The following is a 17,238-nucleotide window of genomic DNA, read 5'->3' as shown; positions in this document are numbered from 1 at the left end:
CATAGCACGCGCGACGCTCAGTACTTTAGGGCGCCCTTATCGACGGGGATCTGCATGCCCGTCACGGTGGCCGCGCCGTCGCCGGCCAACCAGGCGACGACGTCGGAGACCTCTTCGGGTGCCATGAATCCCTTGTACTGCATCGGCATTGGCGGGAAGCTGTGCACGAAGCGGGGATGTTTGGCGAAGATCTCCATCATCGCTTCCGGTTCGATCATCGGGGTGTCGATCGAGTAGGGATGAATCGAGTTGACCCGGATACCGTATTCGCCGAGCTCGATCGCCAGCGTGTTGGTCAGCGCGGTCAGCCCGAACTTGCTGGCCGAGTAGTGGCCGTTGCCGGGGGTGGCCTTCAGACCGGCCGACGAGCTCACCACCACAATCGATCCGCCGTTGCCGGCCTCGATCATGGCGGGAATCGCGGCGCGCAGGGTGCGCCAGGTGCCCGTCAGGTTGACCCCGATCACGGTGTCCCACTGCTCGTCGGTGAGTTCCCAGACCCGGCCCCAGCCCAGCACCCCGGCGTTGGCCACCACGATGTCGAGCCGGCCGAACTGCTCCACGCCGTCGGCCACCAGCTGACGCACGGTCGGGTCGTCGCGAATGTCGCCGGCGCGGGCCAGGATCTTGCGCCCCTCGGCCTCCACCAGGCGGACGGTCTCACTGAGATCCTCGGGGGTGGCCGGCGTGTAGGTCACGGTGTCCGACACCGACGCGCAGATGTCGAGCGCGATGATGTCGGCGCCCTCGCGGGCCAGCCGCACCGCGTGCGCTCTGCCTTGCGCGCGAGCGGCGCCGGTAACGAATGCCACCCGTCCCTGCAGTGATCCTTCACGTCCCGACACGACACGCCCCTTTCGCCGATCACAGGCTAGCAGCGAAACTGAAACGTGTTCTAACTACGCTCCGTAGACGCGAACGGGCTCAGATCTCCGAGATGATCTGGGTCCGGCGGGCGTTGTATTCGTCGTCGGTCAAAGCGCCACTGGCGCGCAGTGTCTCGAGCTGTTGGAGCCGCTCGGCGATCGAGGCCTGCGGCGGGGTGGCGACCGGCGCCGCTCCGGCCGGGGCCCCGTGCGCCGCGGGCGCCTGGGCGGCGGCGCGGCGCACCACCGCCTGGATCTGCTCGCGCAGCGCCGGGTTCGACCGGATGTCGACCATCCGATTGAGCGGAACGTTGTTGTCCTTGAGGATCTGCAGGATCTCCATCAGCGGGCCGGCTTGCCCGCTGAGGTCATAGGTCCTGTTGTCCTCGGCCACCGTGAACTGTGCGGGCACCAGGCCATTCACCAAAGCGCTTCGCTCCCAGTCGATTTGGTATTCCCGCGTCGTGGGGTCAAGCAGTACCACCAGCTTTCGGGCGGTGAGGTTGCCCAACCTGGTGACGTTGGCGATGACCCGGTCTTGACTGTCGAACGCCGTGATCCCGGGTCCCTCGATGTGCAGGTCGACCTTCACCAGCGGCTGGTCGTTGATCCGGGTGCCCGTCTCGGAGAGGCCGACGATTTGGGCGAGCGCCAGCACCCCGTGCTGCTCCAGCAACGCCGATTTGGCCGCCGATTTCGCACCGTAGTTGGTCAGCGCGAGTGCGATGAGGACATCGGCCACCGTGATGAGCAGGCCGACGTAGAACATCCATTGCAGCAGGTTGCCCAGGCCGAGGGTGAAGTAGACGACCAGAAAGATCGGCCCGACCAAACCACCGCATAGCAAAACGACTAACTGTGTCTTCAGATACCGCGCCAACACGTGTCTCTCCTCGCCTTGCCCGGAAGGTTCGTGTCAGATTAGCGCTGTCGCGTGCGCTGTATCCATAGCCGGCGTCCGGGCATCAGCCCAGGCCAGTCAGCGCGACGGCTTCGGTGGTGCGCCTTTGGGAGAGGTGGGCGGCGGCGCCATGGCCGGCCCGTTGGACAGTGGCATCGCCGCGGGCAGCATCGTGGCCGACGACAGTTCGGCGGCGGCTACATCCGCCGGAGCGGCCGACGCGGTGGCCGGGCCGGCGACGTCGGCTGCTGCCGCTGCCGGGGCCGCTGCCGGTGCCGCCGCCGCTGCTGCCGGTGCCGCCGCCGCTGCGTAAGCGGATGTTTCTGCGTGGGGCGCCGTCGCAGAAGGCCCGGCCGGGGCCGCCGCCACCGTGGTGGTTGCCGCCATCGGTGTCACCGTCGCCGCCGGAGCGGCCGCGGGCGCCGTCACAGCGGCCGGCGCCGCGGCGGCTGGCTGCACCGCCGCTGCCACCGGCACCCCCGATGCCACACCACCCGCTTGCGCCGCAGCGCCGATGAACTGCTGGCTGCTCATTGCCTGGCCGGATACGTTGGCCGCACCCGCCACCGCTTGCGGTGCGACCGACAGCGGCTGGGCGTTGACGACCTCGGTGTCCGCATATTGCTGCGCCCCACCGCTCATGAGCTGCACAAACTGGTTATGGAACAGCGCTGCCTGCGCGCTGATCGCCTGATAGGCCGCCGCGTGCACGCCGAACAGGTGCGAGATGCTCGCCGACACGGCGTCGGCCCCGGCGGCCTGAACCGCCGACGTCGCGCCCGACGCCACCGAGTTGGCGTAGTTGATCGACGAACCGATTTTTTCCAGGTCTGATGCGGCGGCCGCCACATACTCCGGCGTCGCGTTTACGAACGACATCCGAACCTCCCGGCCAGGCCGCGACGGTCAAATTCCCCAACCGTCAATTTCAGACTGGACACCGCAAGATCTTACCGGAAATTCGCTGACCAGGTGTGCAGCTTTCGCCCGCGCAGAAACCACGAAGCCCGGACCGCCGCGATCGGCGAGTCCGGGCCTCGTGCTGTGGAACTAGTTGATGATCTTGACGACCCGGCCGGCGCCGACGGTGCGGCCACCCTCGCGGATCGCGAACCGCAGACCGTCGTCCATGGCGACGGGCTGGATCAGCTTCACCGAGATGTTGGTGTTGTCACCGGGCATCACCATTTCGGTGCCCTCCGGCAGCGTCACCACACCGGTCACGTCGGTGGTGCGGAAGTAGAACTGCGGACGGTAGTTGTTGAAGAACGGCGTGTGCCGACCGCCCTCGTCCTTGGACAGGATGTAGACGCTGCCCTCGAACTCGGTGTGCGGTGTGGTGGTGCCGGGCTTGACCACAACCTGGCCGCGCTCGACGTCCTCACGCTTGATACCACGCAGCAGCAGCCCGACGTTGTCGCCGGCCTGGCCCTGGTCGAGCAGCTTGCGGAACATCTCCACACCGGTGACCGTGGTCTTGGTGCTGGTCGGCTTGATGCCGACGATCTCGACTTCCTCGTTCACGTTGATCACGCCGCGCTCGACACGACCAGTGACCACGGTGCCACGACCGGTGATCGTGAAGACGTCCTCGACGGGCATCAGGAACGGCTTGTCGGTCTCGCGGACCGGGTCCGGAATCGACTCGTCGACGGCGTCCATCAAGTCCTCGACGGACTTGACCCACTCCGCGTCACCCTCGAGCGCCTTGAGCGCCGAGACGCGGATGACCGGGGCCTCCTCGTCGAATTCCTGGGCGGCCAGCAGTTCGCGGACCTCCAGTTCGACGAGCTCGAGCAGCTCTTCGTCGTCGACCATATCGGCCTTGTTCAGGGCTACCAGGATGTAGGGCACGCCGACCTGCCGCGCGAGCAGCACGTGCTCACGGGTCTGGGGCATCGGGCCGTCGGTCGCGGCGACCACCAGGATCGCGCCGTCCATCTGGGCCGCACCGGTGATCATGTTCTTGATGTAGTCGGCGTGACCCGGGGCGTCGACGTGGGCGTAGTGACGCTTGTCGGTCTGATACTCCACGTGGGAGATGTTGATCGTGATACCGCGCTGACGCTCCTCGGGCGCGTTGTCGATCTGGTCGAAGGCGCGCGACTCGTTGAGGTTCGGGTACTTGTCATGCAGGACTTTGGTGATCGCCGCGGTCAGGGTTGTCTTGCCGTGGTCAACGTGACCGATGGTCCCGATGTTGACGTGCGGCTTCGTCCGCTCGAACTTCGCCTTCGCCACTTGTGTGTCCTCCTGGACTGATTGGTGCTTTTGAAAAGCAGTGTTGATGTTGTTGTAAGTGCCGCGGTGGTAACCGGGCTAGGTTACTCCGAGCTGGTGTTCACTCGCCCGTCGCCTTCGCTTCCGACGATTGCTCGACTCCGTGCTCGTGAGTTGACACTCACTCGCCCGTCGCCTTCGCGATGATCTCCTTCGAGACGTTCGCCGGGACTTCGGCATACGAGTCGAACACCATGGAGTAGTTCGCCCGGCCTTGTGTCTTGGACCGCAGGTCGCCGACGTAGCCGAACATCTCCGACAGCGGGACATGCGCCCGAACGACGCGCGCACCAGCCCGCTCCTCCATGGCCTGAATCTGGCCACGGCGGGAGTTCAGGTCACCGATCACGTCACCCATGTAGTCCTCGGGTGTGGTCACTTCGACCGCCATGATCGGCTCCAGGATCACCGGCTGGGCTTGCTGCGCAGCCTTTTTCAGCACTTGTGACCCTGCGATCTTGAACGCCATTTCCGAGGAGTCAACCTCGTGGTAGGCACCGTCGAGCAAGGTGACCTTCAGGTTCACCAGCGGGTAGCCGGCCAGCACGCCGTACTGCATCGCATCCTGTGCACCGGCATCCACCGACGGGATGTACTCGCGGGGGATGCGACCGCCGGTGACCTTGTTCTCGAACTCGTAGGTCGCGCCGTCCTCGCCGTGGAACGGCTCGAGGCTGATGAGCACCTTCGCGAACTGGCCCGAGCCACCGGTCTGCTTCTTGTGGGTGAACTCGACCTTCTCGACCGTCCGCTTGATGGTCTCCTTGTAGGCCACCTGCGGCTTGCCGACGTTGGCCTCGACCTTGAACTCGCGGCGCATCCGGTCGACCAGGATGTCCAGGTGGAGCTCGCCCATGCCACCGATCACGGTCTGGCCGGTCTCCGCGTCCTGGTGGACCTTGAAGGTCGGGTCCTCCTCGGCGAGCTTCTGGATCGACAGCGACAGCTTTTCCTGGTCGCTCTTCGTCTTGGGCTCGATGGCCACTTCGATGACCGGGTCGGGGAAGGTCATCGACTCCAGCACGATCTGGTCGTTCGGGTCGCTCAGGGTGTCACCCGTGGTGGTGTCCTTGAGGCCGATGACGGCGTAGATGTGCCCCGCCGACGCGGTCTCCACCGGGTTCTCCTTGTTGGAGTGCATCTGGAACAGCTTGCCCAGCCGCTCCTTCTTACCCTTGGTGGCGTTGATGACCTGGCTGCCGGAATCGACCTTGCCCGAGTACACCCGGACGTAGGTGAGCTTGCCGAAGAACGGGTGCGTGGCGACCTTGAACGCCAGCGCGGAGAACGGCTCGTCGGTCGACGGCTTGCGCGTGATCTCCTCGTCCTCCTTGCCCGGGGCGTGGCCGACGGCCGGCGGCACATCGAGCGGCGAGGGCAGGTAGTCGATGACGGCGTCCAGCATCGGCTGCACGCCCTTGTTCTTGAACGCGCTGCCGCACAGCACCGGGTAGGCCTCCGAGCTGATGGTCAGCTTGCGGATGGCGCCCTTGATCTCGGCGACGGTGAGTTCTTCGCCGCCGAGGTACTTCTCCAGCAGCGCCTCGTCGGTCTCGGCGACGGCCTCGAGCAGCTTGGTGCGGTACTCGTCGGCCTTCTCCTGCAGATCGGCGGGGATGTCGACGGTGTCGTACTTCTCCCCGAGCTTGGCTTCGGCGCTCCAGACTTTGGCCTTCATCTCGACGAGGTCGACGACGCCCTCGAAGTCGCCCTCGGAGCCGACGGGCAGCTGGATCGGAATCACGTTGGCGCCCAAGCGCTCTTCCATCGTGCGGATCGAGAAGTAGAAGTCGGCGCCGATCTTGTCCATCTTGTTGACAAAGCAGATCCGCGGCACGTCGTACTTGTCGGCCTGCCGCCACACCTGCTCGGACTGCGGTTCGACGCCCTCCTTGCCGTCGAACACGGCAACGGCACCGTCGAGCACCCGCAGGCTGCGCTCCACCTCGACGGTGAAGTCGACGTGCCCGGGAGTGTCGATGATGTTGATCTGGTTGTCATTCCAGAAGCAGGTGGTGGCGGCGGAGGTGATGGTGATCCCGCGCTCTTGCTCCTGCTCCATCCAGTCCATGGTGGCCGCGCCGTCGTGGACCTCACCGATCTTGTAGCTGATACCGGTGTAGTAGAGGATGCGCTCCGTCGTCGTCGTCTTGCCGGCGTCGATGTGCGCCATGATGCCGATATTGCGGACCTTGGTCAGGTCGGTCAGCACGTCCTTCTGTGCCACAGAAGTCTTCCCACTCTTTCGATTGCGTTGTTAGTTCGCTGTCGGTTCACGCCCGGCCGCACTGCCGAATGGCGCCCGTTCGGGCTCTACCAGCGATAGTGCGCAAAGGCGCGGTTGGCCTCTGCCATCTTGTGGGTGTCCTCACGCCGCTTGACGGAAGCCCCGAGGCCATTGCTGGCGTCCAGGATCTCGTTCGCCAGCCGCTCGATCATCGTCTTCTCCCGGCGCTGCCGCGAGAAGCTGACAAGCCAGCGCAGCGCCAGCGTGGTGGACCGGTCCGGACGCACCTCGACGGGCACCTGGTAGGTCGCACCACCAACGCGGCGGCTGCGCACCTCCAGCGCGGGCTTGACGTTGTCGAGAGCGCGCTTGAGCGTGATCACCGGATCAGTACCGGTCTTGTCGCGAGCTTGCTCGAGCGCACCATAAACAATGCGCTCGGCGACCGATTTCTTCCCCTGCAGCAGGACCTTGTTGACCAGCTGGGTCACCAGCTGCGATCCATAAACCGGGTCGTTGACCAGCGGACGCTTGGGCGCGGGCCCCTTGCGCGGCATTAGCTCTTCTCCTTCTTGGCGCCGTAACGGCTGCGAGCCTGCTTGCGGTTCTTGACACCCTGGGTGTCCAGCGAACCGCGGATGATCTTGTAGCGCACACCGGGCAGGTCCTTCACACGACCGCCGCGCACCAGCACCATCGAGTGCTCCTGCAGGTTGTGGCCCTCACCCGGGATGTAGGCGGTGACCTCGACCTGACTCGTCAGCTTCACACGCGCGACCTTCCGAAGCGCCGAGTTCGGCTTCTTCGGGGTGGTCGTGTACACGCGGGTGCATACGCCACGGCGCTGCGGGCTGCCCTTCAGGGCCGCGGTCTTGACCTTGGCGACCTTGTCGCGGCGACCCTTGCGGACCAGCTGCTGAATGGTTGGCATCTACCGGCTTTCTGTGTTCGAAGTCTTCTTGCTGTTCTTAAGTCTCTGTACTGCAGTTTTGCCCCGCCGCACTACCCCGCGGCCGGGTGTGTCGCACCCGCTCAGCATCGGAATCATCCGATCCGTGGTGGACATGCGAATTAGCCCGGCATCCACTTCCTTACGTCAGGCGCCGTAAGCCGCCAGGCACGAGCCACCACAATACCCGCCGCTGGTCGGGCAGGTCAAAGCGGCCGCTGGACGCAACCGCTCAGCTCAGCGCACGCGTGCACTGGACCGCTATTCAGGCGCGGCGCCGCCGGGCGCGGTGCGCCTGTCCAGGCCCGTTGCCAGCCGCAACACCATCTCGGTGAACAGCGCATCGGTGTCGATGTCGTCCATGACTCCGGTCATTTCCAGCAAGACGAACCCGTGCAATGCGGACCAGAATTCGAGGGCGGCGAAGAACGCCTCCTCGCCGTCGAGGCCATAAGAGGACAACACCGCGATCACCGGCGCGGCCGCACCCCGGGTCGCCGCGGTGTATTCGGGGTCGTCGCCGCCCAGCGGCATCCGGGTGAAGGCCGAGTACCGCCCGGGGTGATGATGGGCATAGCTGCGGTAAGCACCGGCCATGACCAGCACCGCGTCATCGCGGGCCCGCCCCTTCCCGACCCGGTTCAACATCGTGATGATGTCGTCGATGACCCGGATCCGAACGGCGCGACGCAGGTCCTCCAGGCTGTCCACGTGGTTATAGAGCGACGGCCCCTTGGTGCCCAACTGTGTCGCCAGCGCGTTGATGGTCAGCGAGTCCCAGCCCTCGCGGTCCAGGAACGTCAATGCGCCGTCGACGATGCCGTCACGACTCAGCTTTCCCGGCCGGGAACCGGACCTGCCGCCACGTTGGCGCCCTGCCGCCGACGGCTGTTCCGGATGAACTGCCATGGCGATCGCCCTTCGATGCGGTAAATAGGTGAAGGTCAACTAATGACTCTAGTTGACAGAGTCGCCAATCTACTCGGACGTAACCGGGGCGGGTCGCAGTTGGCCGCGAGGAAAAACATTTGCCATCGAGCAGGCAAATGCACGTAGGCTCAGTCCAGCAGATACCCGCCGACACGAAGGGGGCCGCGGTGCACTGGACGACCGTCGCCGGGTCGCTTGCAACCTGTGTCATCGCGATGGCGGCCACGCCCCCGGCCGCGCAAGCCAAAAACGGCGACACTCACGTCATCGGGCAGAACACCACGCAAACCCTGGATTGCAACGACGGGACGCTGATTGTCAACGGCACCGGGAATTCGGTGAACGCGCTCGGCAACTGCTGGGCGGTGACGGTGATGGGCTCGGGCAACACGATCATCGCGGACTCGGTCACGCACGACATCACCGTGTACGGCTATGACCAGACCGTCTTCTTTCACAACGGTTCGCCGATCCTCTGGGACCGCGGCCGGGAGCTGGGCATGGTAAACCGGCTGCAGCAGGTGCCTGCCTGAGACACAGCGACCGCAGTTGGCAGTACCGAGGAGGGGAACAATGCGCGTCCACATCACTGACCGATCGCCACGGCTCGCGGTACTCGCCCTGGCGCCTGCCGTCGCGGCAGTAGTGCTGTCCGGTTGCAGTTCGACCGCCAACCCGCCCGGAAACCCCAGCTCGACGACGAAGAGCAGCGCGCCCACCACGTCCACGGGCGCGGCCGCGCCGACGACCTCGGGTAGCGAAAGCACCACGGCCTCCGTCGAAATCGGGAACACGCTGAACTACGGTTCGATGGGGACGACGGCCACGCTCGACTGCGCCACCGGCAAATCGCTGAATGTCGCTGGTTCCAACAACACGCTGACCGTCACCGGCAGCTGCCAGAGCGTCAATGTCGGTGGCGCCAACAACAAGATCACCGTCGACAAGGTCGATACCCGCATCACCGTGCTGGGGCTCGACAACACGATCACTTACAAGGACGGCGAACCGAAGGTCGACAACCTCGGTTCGGGCAACACCATCAACAAGGCGAGCTGACCGGCTAGCTAGCCGGGGCCCCGTGCCGTCCGGCGCCGGCCGCGAACCGCCCGGCTCCTTCGTTGGCTTCCGCGGCAACTTCGGCGATGCTGGCGAATTCCTTTTCGATTGCCTGCGATTCCGACAGGCCCCACTGCTGTAGGGCCGAAAGCCGGTCCGCTCGCAGACACTGCTGGGGCAGGGCGGCCAATTCTGCGGCCAACTCCTCGGCGGCCCGTCGTGATTCGCCTTTGGGGACAACGCGATTGGCCAACCCCATCGCGAGCGCTTCGTCGGCTTTGACACCGCGGCCGGTGAGGATCATGTCCATCGCCCGGCTGTGCCCGATCAGGCGCGGCAGCCGCACGGTGCCGCCGTCGATCAGCGGCACTCCCCAGCGGCGACAGAACACCCCGAACACGGCATCCTCTTCGGCAACTCGCATGTCGCACCACAGGGCCAGCTCCAGACCCCCCGCGACGGCGTAGCCGCTCACCGCGGCAATCACAGGTTTGGACAACACCATTCGCGACGGGCCCATCGGGCCGGGTCCGGTCGTGTGGATCGAGTTGGCCTCCGACGTGCCGAATGCCTTCAAATCAGCTCCCGCACAGAAGGTTCCGCCGTCACCCCACAGCACCGCCACTGACGCGGAATCATCGCGGTCAAATTCATCGAATGCCTCGTACAACGCCGCGGCCGTCGGACCGTTCACGGCGTTACGCGCGGCCGGCCGGTTCAGGATCACCGTCGTCACCGGGCCCTGACGTTCCACTCGCACCGAATCGCTCATCTCGCCTCCAAAAGTTGAGTTGCATCGCGCCGCTCCAGCAGTTCGGTCGCGAAGTCGTGGTAGGCGCTGCGCAGCCGCGCGCCCGGCCAATCGTCGGGCAGCAGCTCGGCGGGCAGCATCGGGTCGGTGAGTAGGTGCCGCACGATCGCCGCGGCTACCACAAACCGGCCGGGAGTGTCGTACGCCGCGGCCATTTCGCCGACCAAGCGCTGCCCGGCCTGCGCCCATGCGGGCAGGTCCCACAGTTCGGCGACCAGCTGCTCGGGTGCGTCGTCGCGAGCCTTGAGCACCCGCACCCGGTCGGCAACGTCGGGCTCCAAGTCGAGGTCGAGATTGTCGGGACGCATCCAGACGCCCTCGCGCAGTTCACCGAAACGCTTGCGGTACATGCTGACTCGCTGCGCGGCCCGGGTACGGGCATCGGTGCCCACGCTGGTGACGATCACGACGTGCCAGTCGCCGTGCCAGGCCCGGGTTTGCGGCCGCATCGCCTCGTCCTGGCGGGCCTGGCGAGCCAGCAATCGATCCGAGAGCCGGTACCCGTCGGCGGAGCGAATCAGATCGCCGGCACCGACCATGCGGGTCAACGCCACCCGCAGCGTCGTTTCCTTGATCCCGAAATCGGCTGTCAGCCTGATCAAGTCGCTCGCGGTCGCCCAGGCGGGATGTGCGCCGAGCAGCACACTCAGCACCACGGACCGAGCCGTCATGTTCGGCATGGCTACACTCCGGAAGCGCGGCGGCCGTAGTCACCGAAGGGCTCGTCGCGATGCCGCACCGCTTCGCGGAAGCCATGCTCGATGGAGTCGGCGACGAAGTCATGTCCCTCTTGGGTGTGCCGGGCGACACCGTCGAACACCGTGCTGATCATCCGGCTGGTGGCCACCCCCTGCTGCAGCAGAGCGGAATTCAGCGCGAGTTTGACCATGATCAGCTGATTGACGGGCACCGCTGCGATGCGCTGGACCAGTCGTTCGGTGCGCTCGTCGAGGTCTTTCGGGTCCGGCGCCTCGACCGCCAATCCCCACTCCGCGGCCTGAGCGCCGGTGATCGAATCACCGGTGAACAGAAGACGTTTGGCGCGCTGGTCACCGAGTCGGTGGGCCCACAGGCCTGCCGCCGGAACGCCCCACACGCGGGTCGGCGGGTAACCGATCTTGGCATCGGCGGCGGCGATCACCTGGTCAGCATGCAGCGCGATGTCGGTGCCGCCGGCCACACAGTAACCGTGGATCTTGACCACCGTCGGCTTGTCGGCGTGCATCAGGCTGGAGAACCCGCGCACGAACCTGCTCATCATCTGGTAATCGATCATCGGGTCCCACGGGCGATCCGGCATGTGGTTGATGCCCTGAGTCTTACCGTCCAGCACGGTGCCCTCGTACGCGCCGGTGCCACCGGCCGAGCCGGTGCGATCGGCGTAGGCCGACAAGTCAAAACCTGCGCAAAAGCCTGCTCCGCGACCGGATACCAGAATGACGTGCACGTTGGGATCGAGATCGGCCCGCTCGACCAACGCTGCGAGCTCCAGCGGGGTGTCCGCGACAATCGCGTTGCCCTTTTCCGGCCGATTGAAGGTTATCCGCGCAACCCGGTCGGTGACCTCGTAGGTCATCGTTTTCAGGTTGTCGAAATCGACCGGTCTGATGGCGTGGGTCACGTGCGCCATTCCTCCTCATCGCTTCGTCCCCCGCAAGCGGGAGGTACCCCCGCTGCATCGTCAATGGCGCGAGTCATCTTGTGGCTCAGCCCTTTACCAGGGCCCGCTCCAGGATGGGTGCCAGATCGAGCCCGGTCGGCATAGTACCGAATGCGCCGCCCCACGCACCGCCGAGCCGGGTCGCCAAGAACGCCTCGGCGACGGCGGGGTGACCGTGACGCACCAGCAGCGAGCCCTGCAGGGCCAGGCAGATGTCCTCGGCGACCTTGCGGGCGCGGTACGCGATGGTCTCCAGATCGCTCAGGTCTTGGCGCAGTCGTTCGACGTGGCTGCCCAGCCGCGGATCCTGGCTCGTGCTTTCGTCCAGCTCGTCGAAAAGCACCTCGACGCATTCGGGCCGAGTGGCCATGGCGCGCAAGGTATCCAGCGCGCTGACGTTGCCCGATCCTTCCCAGATGCCCATCAGCGGCGCCTCGCGGTACAGCCGCGGCATGCCCGACTCTTCGACATAGCCGTTGCCGCCCAGGCATTCGAGCGCTTCGGCGGCGTGCGGGGTGGAACGCTTGCAAACCCAGTACTTGCTGGCCGCCAGGCCGATCCGGCGCAGCAGCGCTTCCTTCTCGTCGCCGCGCAGCGCGTTGTCGGTGGCACCGGCCATTCGCATCGCGACAATCGTGGCGGCCTCGGCCTCCACGGCCAGGTCGGCCAGCACGTTGCGCATCAGCGGCTGGTCAATCAGGTAGGCGCCGAATGCTTTTCGGTGCTGGGCGTTATGGATGGCGCGCGTCAGCCCGGTACGCATGCTGGTGGCACTGCCCAAGGTGCAGTCCAGGCGGGTCAGGTTGACCATCTCGATGATGGTCGGCACGCCGCGGCCCTCCTCGCCGACCAGCCAGGCGGTGGCGCCGTCGTATTCCACTTCGCTCGAGGCGTTGGCGTGGTTGCCGAGCTTGTCTTTGAGGCGCTGCAGGAACATCCGGTTGCGGGTGCCGTCGGGCAGGATGCGCGGCAGCATGAAGCACGACAAGCCGCCGGGCGCCTGTGCGAGGACTAGGAAGATGTCGCACATCGGTGCCGAGGTGAACCATTTGTGACCGACCAGGCTGTAGGTGCCATTGCCGTCGCCGTTGGGGATGGCCTGGGTGGTCCCGGCGCGCACGTCGGAGCCGCCCTGCTTCTCGGTCATCGACATCCCCGCGGTGATGCCGGCCTTCGTGGTGGCCAACTTGAGCTCCGGGTCGTACTCGCGACTGGTCAGCAGCGGCTCGTATACGGCTGCCAGCTCCGGGTTGTGGCGCAGCGCCGGGACGACGGCGTACGTCATCGAGATCGGACAGACGTGGCCCGGCTCGACATTCCACACCGACGTCTTGGCGGCACGCACCACGTGCGCGCCCGGGCGGTCGTCGGCCCACGGCGCCGCGTGCATGCCGTGCGCGATCGCCGCGCGCATCAACTCGTGGTAGGCAGGGTCGAACTCGACCTCGTCGACACGGTGCCCGGTCCGGTCGTGGGTGTGCAGGATGGGCTGATTGCGGTCGGCAAGCTCACCCCAGCGCTGCGCTTCATGACTGGCCGACAACGCCCCGACCGCGTGCACCTCGTCCATGCCCCACTGGCCGCCCTCGCGGATCAGGGCCTCGACGAGCATCGGTGATGTTGCCGGGTTGTAGTTCTCCAACGGCGGGACCTGGTTGGTGACGACATGCGTGTCTGACATGCCACTCATATTACATTTTTCCAACAACCGCACAAGAGCTGTAATACTAGCGGGGATGCGCGGCGAAGAACTCCCACAGGGAGCGGGTCGCGAAGGGCGGCCAATCGTGGCCGCCCTGGTCGACCGTGGCCAGCACGACGCCGCGGTTGTCGGGGCACCTGGCCGTCGACGTGGTCACCGGGCCATCGGTCGTGGCGGCGGGGGTGCCGCATCGATCCACATTGCGCCAGAACAAGTTCACGTCCGGCACGGACGGGCCGTTGATGACGCTGAATCCCTGCCCGCCGGTGTAGGGGATCAGCCGATCGGCGGTCCCGTGGATGTGCATCACGGACGTGGCGTGCGGGGACGGGCAGGCGTCCAGTTGGGTGGCCGAATCCGGGCCGATCGCGGCGAAGACGCCGGTGTTGCAGGCCAGCGTGTAGGACATGATCCCGCCGTTGCTGATGCCGGTGGCGAATACGGCTGACGCGTTGATGCCGATGTTCTTGGCGATGTCGGCGACGACCGCAGTGATGAAACCGACGTCGTCGACGCCTTCTCGGGCCGGCCGCCCACAGCAGCCACCGCCGTTCGTGTTCCAGGCCCGGTGCAGCCCCTCCGGATAGGCGACGACGATTTTGGCGGTGTCGGCCAATTGGTCCCAGCCATAAGCTCTTTCGGCCTGCTCAGCGCTGCCGAACCCGCCGTGGAGCATCACCACCAGCGGGGCCGGCGCCGCTACGCCCGCTGGCCTGTAGAGCCGGTAGTTGCGCTCGCGTCCGCCGGTGTTGATCGTGTGCACGCTGGTGCCGGTCCCAAAGCCCGACGGCGGCGTCGACCACGAGGCACAACCCGCGACCAGCAGAACTGCCCCGAAAAGCGTTGCGATCCGGCAGAACACGGGTCCTCACTCAAGCGGAGGTGTTCTCGCGCAGGAAGGCGATGTCGTCCTTGCGGCCCTCGTCCGACGTCTCACAGATCACCGGCGCGTCGGCGGCCTTGACCGCCGCGACCAGCAAGTCGGGATCGATCTGGCCGGTGCCCAGATTGGCGTGACGGTCCCGGCCCGAGCCCGCCTCGTCCTTGGAGTCGTTGCAGTGCACCAGATCGATCCGGCCAGTGATGGCCTTGATCCGTTCCACGGCGTTGACCAGCGCCTCACCGGCCGCCCAGGTGTGGCAGGTGTCCAGGCAGAAGCCAATTCCGCTGTCGCCGATGACATCCCACAGCCTGGCGATGGTGTCGAAGTGGCGCGCCATCGCGTGGTCACCGCCCGCGGTGTTTTCCAGGTAGACCGGCACGGTGGATTCCAGCTGATCGAGCGCCTTACGCCAGCGCTGAAAACCCTCGTCGAGGTCGTTGTCGTCGGCGACATGGCCACCGTGCACGATGACCGCCGCCGCACCGATGTCGGCGGCCGCTTCGCAGGTCTGCTGCAGAATTTTGCGCGACGGGATCCGTACCCGATTGTTCGCCGACGCGACATTGATCAGGTAGGGCGCGTGCACGTAGATCGGCAGCGCCGCAGCCTTGAGCACCGCGGCGTCCTCGCGCGGTTTGGGCGCCTTCCAGCTCTGTGGGTTGCCGAGGAAAATCTGGACGACGTCAGCGCCCTCGGCCTGGGCCGCGGCCAGCGGGTCCTGTGGACTGACGTGTGAACCGATAAGCACGACGCCCAGTCTAGTTTCGAGGACTGACGGGCGAGTACACCACTAGACCGCGCGGCCCGAACGTGAGATCGTCTGAGCAAACACGGATGCTCGACCGATTCGGCGGCGGTGGATTCGATTGCCTTGCACTCAACAGCTCGACGAATCCGAACTCATCGTGAATCCCGACCGGATCACGAATCTCGAGATTGCGACAGCTGACAGCTACGGACTAGCGGACATGCTGGGGCGTCGTGCCTGCTCGTTGCGCGTAATCGTCGTTGATCGTGTCGGCCGTAAGTTCAGTTCCCTTCCGGCCGAGACGATTTCGAAGCTGATTGATATGACCATCGCGCAATTGGCGGAGGCGGTATGACGCCGACGGACACCGACGACACGCTGGATCTGCTGCTTCCCGCCCGCATTCGCGAACTCATCGAGCGCAACTACTACTCGAAGGTGAACGCGAGCCTGACCCTCGAAGAGGTGGCCAAGGATCCGACCTTCCTGGAGGATCCGATCAGCCACCTCGCACTGTTCACCGATCACGGCGTGATGCACATGCGCGATGTCGCCCGTCGCATCGTGGACATGATCGCGAATGTGTCGGGAGTCAAGATCGCCGAGCGGCCCCGGCTTCGCCTCGACGTCATGACGAGCTACGGCTGCCTACTCGCCTACGTACACGACATCGGGATGTCTGACCTGAATCCCTTTGGGCGAGTGGTCCATGCGGAGTTCGGCGGGCACGAGGCTTTCGGCGAGGCCTTCGACGAGATCGTCGCCATTCTGTGGGAGGAGAACATCGGGAACCTGGCCTGGAGGGTGCTGCGCCTGACCGACACCGGCGTGTTCGAAGGTCCCCCGCAACGGATCCTGCGTGAGCTCGCGTCGCTGGGTTATGCCCACAGCAAGAGCTCGGTGCCCGCCGCGATGCTCAACGACAGCACGGCACTACGCGAAAGAATGCTCCATATCCTGAGCCAGCCTCTTGAGGCGCTGTATCACGCGAAGCGACTGATGAAGAGCCGCACCGCCGACCAGCGCGCGCATCACCAGGTCGCACTGCAACGCGCGGCGAGCCCTGCGGCGTTGGAAGAGCACCGCGCACAGCTGCTGGCTCGCCACTACGACGACTTCGAGAACTCGGCCTTCGCCTGGCTGGAAGTCGTTGCGCCGCAGGCTCAGGAGTTCGTCGCCGACGTGGTGGACACCATCCGCTGCCTGCGCTGCGCGGATGCGCTGCGACAGCGTGGCACCCATCTGAGGACCTCCGGCAATTACCAGATTTTCATCGATCAGCGCACCGCGAATGCGGTCTATGCCTTACACGATCGCGAGGGGCGAACCTATCTTCTCGAGGGCGACAATCCGATCAATGCCGGCGAGGCCAACCTCGAGGTCTCCGAAGTCACTCACGAAGGCGACCTGCGTTTCGCCTTCTTCCGGGGCAGCTTCGGATCGGCGGAGGCGGTGCGCCGCGCGGCGCACAACGCGTCGGTCATCGTCGACGACATCCAGGCCGACGTCGTCGAGAGCTTCATCGGCAGCACCGGCGAGAACGGCGGTCGGCGCACCTGCGTGCTCCTCGAACACACCGAAGACAATCCCGAATTCGCACCGCTGGTAGCCGCTTTGGTGATCGCCCGGGCTCCGTCGCTGACCGATCGCGTGGTGTGCGTACCGGCACTGCGCAACGCTCCCGAACCGGAGCGGCGGCGCTTCCTGGCGGCCAGCGCCGTCGACTGGGACCTTGCGGAACGCGCGGCCTTCCTGCGCAACGTCGCGAGCCGCGGCTACCGCACCGACCACATCGATCCCGAACTCGGCTTCAAAAGCACTCGCCTGAGCCACCTTTCGCGCGGCGAATGCCTGACCGAAGTCGGCGCCCGGGCGAGCTTTGTGTATGTCCCGCTGTCGTCCGGTCTACGCGGCCGGCCGTCGGGCGGCTACGACTACTTTCGCGTCCATCCCTGGGAGCCGCTGGGCGTCACCGGCGTCATCCGGGGCGATTTCCGAAACTCCACGGTCGTCGCGGAGGACGAGGTGGATGTGCTGATCCTGCCGAAGGACGTCTACCTTCGGCACTGGCACCGCAACTACACGCCGGCGGAGTTCTGCGAGCTGATCCGCACACTCGGCGACCGCGATCGCTGAGGCCGTCCGTTCGACGCGAGTGTGAAGCTGGCCGCACACTCGGCGCACGAAAAGGCCCCGGGCAATACCCGGGGCCTTTTCATCGT

Annotated in this window: 18 protein-coding genes and 1 pseudogene; 4 read left to right on the top strand and 15 right to left on the bottom strand. The window is 65.7% G+C overall.

Features of this window, described 5'->3' with window-relative positions; all coding sequences use genetic code 11:
- Window positions 1-17: 17 nt before the first annotated feature.
- The 8 genes from MJO58_RS04655 to MJO58_RS04620 form a co-directional block, all read right to left on the bottom strand.
- Window positions 18-845, bottom strand: coding sequence for a mycofactocin-coupled SDR family oxidoreductase (locus MJO58_RS04655; RefSeq protein ID WP_239722133.1), 828 nt, complete (start codon window positions 843-845; stop codon window positions 18-20).
- 79 nt (window positions 846-924) lie between these two features.
- Window positions 925-1,749: an SHOCT domain-containing protein gene (locus MJO58_RS04650; RefSeq protein ID WP_239722132.1), complete on the bottom strand. Its 825-nt coding sequence runs from the start codon at window positions 1,747-1,749 to the stop codon at window positions 925-927.
- A 96-nt stretch (window positions 1,750-1,845) separates the two neighbouring features.
- Window positions 1,846-2,646, bottom strand: coding sequence for a PE family protein (locus tag MJO58_RS04645; RefSeq protein WP_259608742.1), 801 nt, complete (start codon window positions 2,644-2,646; stop codon window positions 1,846-1,848).
- Between the two features lie 171 nt (window positions 2,647-2,817).
- Window positions 2,818-4,008 (bottom strand): elongation factor Tu, encoded by a 1,191-nt coding sequence (tuf, locus tag MJO58_RS04640; RefSeq protein WP_036466681.1) that lies wholly within the window; start codon window positions 4,006-4,008, stop codon window positions 2,818-2,820.
- 160 nt (window positions 4,009-4,168) lie between these two features.
- Entirely contained in the window at window positions 4,169-6,274 is a 2,106-nt protein-coding gene (gene fusA, locus MJO58_RS04635) for an elongation factor G (RefSeq protein WP_090600331.1), read from the bottom strand.
- Between the two features lie 86 nt (window positions 6,275-6,360).
- The gene (gene rpsG / locus MJO58_RS04630) at window positions 6,361-6,831 is read right to left on the bottom strand and encodes a 30S ribosomal protein S7 (protein ID WP_025738357.1); all 471 of its coding nucleotides are present in this window, start codon (window positions 6,829-6,831) and stop codon (window positions 6,361-6,363) included.
- Complete coding sequence (rpsL, locus tag MJO58_RS04625) at window positions 6,831-7,205, bottom strand: 30S ribosomal protein S12 (protein WP_007767794.1); 375 nt, start codon at window positions 7,203-7,205, stop codon at window positions 6,831-6,833. The genes rpsG and rpsL overlap by 1 nt, the downstream gene beginning before the upstream one ends.
- Window positions 7,206-7,484: 279 nt before the next feature.
- Window positions 7,485-8,132 carry a TetR/AcrR family transcriptional regulator gene (locus tag MJO58_RS04620; protein WP_090600327.1) on the bottom strand — a complete coding sequence of 216 codons (648 nt, stop codon included), beginning with the start codon at window positions 8,130-8,132 and terminating at the stop codon, window positions 7,485-7,487.
- Window positions 8,133-8,320: 188 nt separating this feature from the next.
- On the opposite strand from MJO58_RS04620, the gene MJO58_RS04615 reads away from it, so the two are divergent.
- Window positions 8,321-8,686: a DUF3060 domain-containing protein gene (locus MJO58_RS04615; protein ID WP_090608471.1), complete on the top strand. Its 366-nt coding sequence runs from the start codon at window positions 8,321-8,323 to the stop codon at window positions 8,684-8,686.
- 40 nt (window positions 8,687-8,726) lie between these two features.
- Complete coding sequence (locus MJO58_RS04610; RefSeq protein WP_090600324.1) at window positions 8,727-9,212, top strand: DUF3060 domain-containing protein; 486 nt, start codon at window positions 8,727-8,729, stop codon at window positions 9,210-9,212.
- Between the two features lie 4 nt (window positions 9,213-9,216).
- Here MJO58_RS04610 and MJO58_RS04605 read toward each other — a convergent pair whose 3' ends face one another.
- The 7 genes and pseudogenes from MJO58_RS04605 to MJO58_RS04580 all read right to left on the bottom strand — a co-directional run bounded on the left by MJO58_RS04605 (window position 9,217) and on the right by MJO58_RS04580 (window position 15,016).
- Window positions 9,217-9,984: a crotonase/enoyl-CoA hydratase family protein gene (locus tag MJO58_RS04605; protein ID WP_090600320.1), complete on the bottom strand. Its 768-nt coding sequence runs from the start codon at window positions 9,982-9,984 to the stop codon at window positions 9,217-9,219.
- Entirely contained in the window at window positions 9,981-10,703 is a 723-nt protein-coding gene (locus MJO58_RS04600; RefSeq protein ID WP_239722131.1) for a PaaX family transcriptional regulator C-terminal domain-containing protein, read from the bottom strand. Before MJO58_RS04600 ends, MJO58_RS04605 begins: the two co-directional genes overlap by 4 nt.
- Window positions 10,704-10,705: 2 nt before the next feature.
- Window positions 10,706-11,644 carry a crotonase/enoyl-CoA hydratase family protein gene (locus MJO58_RS04595; protein WP_090608469.1) on the bottom strand — a complete coding sequence of 313 codons (939 nt, stop codon included), beginning with the start codon at window positions 11,642-11,644 and terminating at the stop codon, window positions 10,706-10,708.
- Window positions 11,641-11,715 (bottom strand): annotated as a pseudogene (locus MJO58_RS28890) (hypothetical protein); the annotation flags it as partial. The gene MJO58_RS04595 and the pseudogene MJO58_RS28890, both read right to left, overlap by 4 nt.
- 14 nt (window positions 11,716-11,729) lie before the next feature.
- A complete protein-coding gene (locus tag MJO58_RS04590) occupies window positions 11,730-13,364 on the bottom strand; it encodes an acyl-CoA dehydrogenase family protein (protein WP_239722130.1) in 1,635 nt (544 codons plus the stop codon).
- Window positions 13,365-13,410: 46 nt separating this feature from the next.
- On the bottom strand, window positions 13,411-14,247 hold the full coding sequence (locus MJO58_RS04585; RefSeq protein WP_239722129.1) for a CE1 family esterase: 837 nt from the start codon (window positions 14,245-14,247) through the stop codon (window positions 13,411-13,413).
- Between the two features lie 10 nt (window positions 14,248-14,257).
- Entirely contained in the window at window positions 14,258-15,016 is a 759-nt protein-coding gene (locus MJO58_RS04580) for a deoxyribonuclease IV (protein WP_090600303.1), read from the bottom strand.
- Between the two features lie 157 nt (window positions 15,017-15,173).
- On the opposite strand from MJO58_RS04580, the gene MJO58_RS04575 reads away from it, so the two are divergent.
- Window positions 15,174-15,371 (top strand): hypothetical protein, encoded by a 198-nt coding sequence (locus MJO58_RS04575; protein ID WP_239722128.1) that lies wholly within the window; start codon window positions 15,174-15,176, stop codon window positions 15,369-15,371.
- Window positions 15,368-17,152, top strand: coding sequence for a hypothetical protein (locus tag MJO58_RS04570; RefSeq protein ID WP_090600293.1), 1,785 nt, complete (start codon window positions 15,368-15,370; stop codon window positions 17,150-17,152). Before MJO58_RS04575 ends, MJO58_RS04570 begins: the two co-directional genes overlap by 4 nt.
- Window positions 17,153-17,238: the final 86 nt, after the last annotated feature.

This window comes from Mycobacterium lentiflavum, from assembly GCF_022374895.2.
Classification (GTDB): Bacteria; Actinomycetota; Actinomycetes; order Mycobacteriales; family Mycobacteriaceae; genus Mycobacterium; species Mycobacterium lentiflavum.
The sequence above is the reverse complement of the archived record's forward strand: the minus strand, read 5'-3'. Positions and strand labels throughout refer to the sequence as shown.

Excerpts from the sequence above, each read along its gene's own strand:
- MJO58_RS04645 (WP_259608742.1), bottom strand. The coding sequence starts at position 2,646 with ATGTCGTTCGTAAACGCGACGCCGGAGTATGTGGCGGCCGCCGCATCA.
- rpsG (WP_025738357.1), bottom strand. The coding sequence starts at position 6,831 with ATGCCGCGCAAGGGGCCCGCGCCCAAGCGTCCGCTGGTCAACGACCCG.
- rpsL (WP_007767794.1), bottom strand. The coding sequence starts at position 7,205 with ATGCCAACCATTCAGCAGCTGGTCCGCAAGGGTCGCCGCGACAAGGTC.
- MJO58_RS04620 (WP_090600327.1), bottom strand. The coding sequence starts at position 8,132 with ATGGCAGTTCATCCGGAACAGCCGTCGGCGGCAGGGCGCCAACGTGGC.
- MJO58_RS04610 (WP_090600324.1), top strand. The coding sequence starts at position 8,727 with ATGCGCGTCCACATCACTGACCGATCGCCACGGCTCGCGGTACTCGCC.
- MJO58_RS04605 (WP_090600320.1), bottom strand. The coding sequence starts at position 9,984 with ATGAGCGATTCGGTGCGAGTGGAACGTCAGGGCCCGGTGACGACGGTG.
- MJO58_RS04600 (WP_239722131.1), bottom strand. The coding sequence starts at position 10,703 with ATGCCGAACATGACGGCTCGGTCCGTGGTGCTGAGTGTGCTGCTCGGC.
- MJO58_RS04590 (WP_239722130.1), bottom strand. The coding sequence starts at position 13,364 with ATGTCAGACACGCATGTCGTCACCAACCAGGTCCCGCCGTTGGAGAAC.
- MJO58_RS04570 (WP_090600293.1), top strand. The coding sequence starts at position 15,368 with ATGACGCCGACGGACACCGACGACACGCTGGATCTGCTGCTTCCCGCC.